Below are 3776 nucleotides of genomic sequence, written 5' to 3' on the forward strand. Positions count from 1 at the left end.
TTGACCCTTATACGCAGATGGCGAACGAATACGGCACGATTCAGCCGGGCGAGAATCCCACGCCGATGGGAACGCCGGCTGTAGCAGATAAGAGCGGTACGGTATCTTATGTGGGCGGATATTATCATGGGTATTAAGAGAGGAGGGAGGGCGTGTTGCCCTCCCTTTTTTCGTGTTGCATTTCGTGTTGCATTTGCCTGAAAAACATCGTTATTTTGGTGTTGTTGACGTTAATTTTATGACGTATAAAAACAGTTGAAAAGAAGAGGAATAAGAAGAAAAATAAGAAAAGCCCGTAAATACGGGCTTTTTGTAGTGGTGGAGCCGAGGGGAGTTGAACCCCTGTCCGAAAGCACATCCACCGTGATTTCTCCGGGCGCAGTCTGTCTTTTTTCATTCCCTCTGCGGTACGCCGGCAAACAGGCTTACCACTTCAGTAGAGTCATATTACATGACGGGGGCAACTCTTACCCCGTACACGTTCACCACTAATCGACGCCAGAACACCCGGACCGTGGTCCTTCCGGGGCTGACGGGCTAAGCCTTAATTAGGCAGCCTGAAGAGTATAATCGTTGTTGTTTAATTTATAAACAAGTTGGAGCTTTTAACGCGGTTCCCCACCGCGGCCCGCTATCCCGGTTTCAACACCCCCGTCGAACCCGTTACGGCCCCATTTTGAAAAATGGAGAAGAGAAGGATGGAGAATAAAGTCCTTCATTTGCCGGCGCGTTAGCGATTGCGCTCTTTGAGCGCGCGGTCCATTTCGCGCTTGGCGTCGCGCGCAGCGATGCTGTCGCGCTTATCATGCAGCTTTTTGCCCTTGCACAGACCCAGCTCAAGCTTGACGCGCGACCCCTTGAAGTACACGGCAAGCGGAATGAGCGAGTATCCGTCCTGCCGCGTTTTTCCGAACAGGGCGGCGATTTCTTTTTTGTGCATGAGCAGCCGGCGGATACGCAGCGGATCCTTGTTGAAGATGTTGCCTTTTTCGTAAGGGGAGATATGCATCCCGCGTACAAAAAGCTCGCCATCTTTAAAGGTGCAGTAGGAATCTTTCAGATTGATCTGCCCCTGCCGAATGGATTTGACCTCGGTGCCGAACAATTCGATGCCGGCTTCAAATTTTTCTTCAACAAAGTAGTCATGCCATGCTTTCTTGTTGGCCGTGACCTGCTTTGTGCCCTTTTTATCCGGCATGACATGCCCTCCTTTCCTGCGATACTTATAATGATAGCATGCAGGTGGAAAAAAGTAAAGGCACAAGAATGTTACATCTTTTTGCAAAATTTTACTGCCGCAGGACGTCATAAAGAAAATGCCTCCAGTCTGTGCGGACAGCCGGAGGCATGATATGCGGGAATAATGACTGGCATGGTGCAGCAGTCTCAATCGTCTCTGCGCAGCAGTTTTGCGGCGTAGCCGTGCAGTTCGCGGGCTGTGTGTACGCTGCTGCCGCGGGAGACGATTTGCTCCCTGACATCGTCCGGCAGGCTGTTAAAATATTCGCGTGAGGCCGGATGGATGGCCGGCAGCTCGGTCAGATTGTGAAAACGCTCCATATTGTTTCACCTCGCGGTAAGTATACCCGTCAGCAGGCGAGAATATTCTCCAGAATATTCAGAATTTTTACACCGTAGTCCGCTCCGGCGGCCCAGCCGTACCCCTGCGGATTTTCCTGCATGCCGAGGTATTGCACGGTAGGCGCTGCGCCGCGTGCGACAAGATGGAAACGGGGGTCGATGCATTCGTTTTTGAGCGGCTGCCGGTTCGCATAGGCTTTCAGGTGCTGTATCTGCGCGCGGATGCCCTGCTGCGGCGTATCAAAAGCTGCGCCCTGCATGCCGTTTTCCAATATGCCCAGTCCGCAGAAGTTGTTGCCTTCAAGCGAGGCGGCGCTGTCGGCAAAGGTGAAGTTTCCGGTTTCCAGGCAGGACTGGGCAAAGGCGATATCGCCGCGAATCCCCTCGGCGCGGCCTTCGGCAAGGTAAAGGGGCAGCATATCGAGAACGCTTTGCGGCACGTTGGGATTGACGCGGCGAATGTATGCCACCATTTGCGATACGGTGGCCTGCGGTTCGCCGGCCAGCGCGGTGTAGGTGAAATACCGGCGGGCGGTCATGTTTTCTGCCTGATCGTAACTGCTGCCCGGCCGGAGCGCCTGCGTTGCAAACAGCGTGGCGCCGGGATGGGTATCAATAAGGCGGTACTCGTCAAGCGAACGAAGGCCGCTGCCTTTGGCGGGGTCGAATACGGCCCAACTGCCGCCGGTATAAATCACGTTCCACGCGGAGCTGTAGCTGCGGGCAAGAACGGCGGGAATACCGGCTTCGTCCAGCATCCAGTTTGCCGCAGCGGCAAGAGAGAAGGGGCTGACACGTCCGTTTTGTCCCAGCACAGCCGCCCAGCTTTTGCTGCCGCCGGTGCGGAATTCCCGGCGGAGCAGGCGCTCGATATACGCCAGACGGGCGCTGTCATCCGGCAGCGCTGAAAGGGCGGCCATGTCGTCCGCAAGGCTGGCCTTGGCAGCTTTGACGTCGGCTTCGGTGACGCCGTCAGTCAGCGTATAGGTATTCGCGAGAGAAAAACGCGCCAGCGCGTCCCGCGCATAGCCGTTGGAGACGGAAATACCGGAGAAGGGCGGCTTCGCCGGGCTGAGACTGGCGCAGGAAAGTGCGGAAAAATCCCGCCGCAGCGCGGTCCTGTCCGGATTGTCAAACAAAGCGGCATCAGCAAGATCGGGCAAGGCGGCGCCGAGCTTGGGAGGGAGTGCGGCTGTTGTTCCGGCGGCGGCTGCGGACAGCGCGTTGGCCCAGTAAAGACTGGCGCGATATAAGGCGTCGTCGCTTTCAGCGACAATGGGCGAAGCCTTGGCCGCCCGCAGCGTACTGATCAGATCACGCCAGTCTGCGCCGCTGCGGCCGGTGACGATGGGTGCATATCGTGCGGCGATCAGATGATAGGAAGCGGGATTGCTGGCGCGCAGATTGTTTGCCATATCATTCATGGCGGCGGACCAGGTGGTTTCGGCTGCATAGGGATAGGCGGCGTAGGCTGTGATGCGGCGCGTATCATAATCATAGGATACGGAAAAATCCACCAGCTCACCCAGCGCGCGCAGCCCGATGTAGTTGTTCCCCTTGATATTATAAACGGCAGGGCTGACTTTTTGGCCGGATACATATAGATTCTGCGCGGTCGGCACGGCCGGCACGGCTGCGGCGGCTGTGTTCTTTACCACATCTCCCTCGTTGGCGGCGGGGATATAGGATGCGGCAGGGTCGATATAAACCGCGTTTTTGCTCTTGTCAAAAGTAACGCCAAAGTCGAGCAGACGGCCAAGATCGCGCAGTTTAAAAAAGGTGCGGCCTTCTATATTATATATAGTAGGATTGACAGCGCGCCCCGCGGAATCGGAAAGGGAAGTGCTGACATAGAAGCGCTGGCCGCCGGCGGCAGCGGGCAATGCGGTGACGGCAGACGCTGTTCCGGCCATCGCGACGGCACAGAAAAGGGACAAAAGCAGGCGTTTCACAAAAAATATCCTCCTGAAAGGGTATAATAGTATCATTTTAAAGGCATTATATCATGGAATAAATCGGGATTCAAATACAGTATTTGGATATGAGGGAAAAATGCGAAAAAAGCAGAAAAAAGTTCTTGACAAAGGAAGGGGGAGGGGGTATACTAATAAAGCTGTCTCGCGAGGGGTGGCGGGCTCGAAAAAAGATTTGGCAAAAACGAAAAAAGTTGTTGACAAACGGACTGAGAGCTGATA

The 3776-nt window shown here is 55.0% G+C and carries 3 protein-coding genes and 1 other RNA gene; all 4 read right to left on the reverse strand.

All coding sequences use genetic code 11. From position 1 onward, the window contains the following. Positions 1–316: 316 nt before the first annotated feature. Positions 317–673: a transfer-messenger RNA gene (ssrA, locus tag ACOYIE_RS09925) on the reverse strand. 57 nt (positions 674–730) lie between these two features. Beyond that, complete coding sequence (smpB, locus tag ACOYIE_RS09930; protein ID WP_433412788.1) at positions 731–1198, reverse strand: SsrA-binding protein SmpB; 468 nt, start codon at positions 1196–1198, stop codon at positions 731–733. Positions 1199–1386: 188 nt separating this feature from the next. After that, the gene (locus ACOYIE_RS09935) at positions 1387–1560 is read right to left on the reverse strand and encodes a hypothetical protein (protein ID WP_433412790.1); all 174 of its coding nucleotides are present in this window, start codon (positions 1558–1560) and stop codon (positions 1387–1389) included. A 29-nt stretch (positions 1561–1589) separates the two neighbouring features. Beyond that, a complete protein-coding gene (locus ACOYIE_RS09940) occupies positions 1590–3533 on the reverse strand; it encodes a glucosaminidase domain-containing protein (protein WP_433412792.1) in 1944 nt (647 codons plus the stop codon). Positions 3534–3776: the final 243 nt, after the last annotated feature.

It is taken from the genome of Agathobaculum sp., assembly GCF_050946325.1.
Lineage (GTDB): Bacteria > Bacillota > Clostridia > Oscillospirales > Butyricicoccaceae > Agathobaculum.

Excerpts from the sequence above, each read along its gene's own strand:
- smpB (WP_433412788.1), bottom strand. The coding sequence starts at position 1,198 with ATGCCGGATAAAAAGGGCACAAAGCAGGTCACGGCCAACAAGAAAGCA.
- ACOYIE_RS09935 (WP_433412790.1), bottom strand. The coding sequence starts at position 1,560 with ATGGAGCGTTTTCACAATCTGACCGAGCTGCCGGCCATCCATCCGGCC.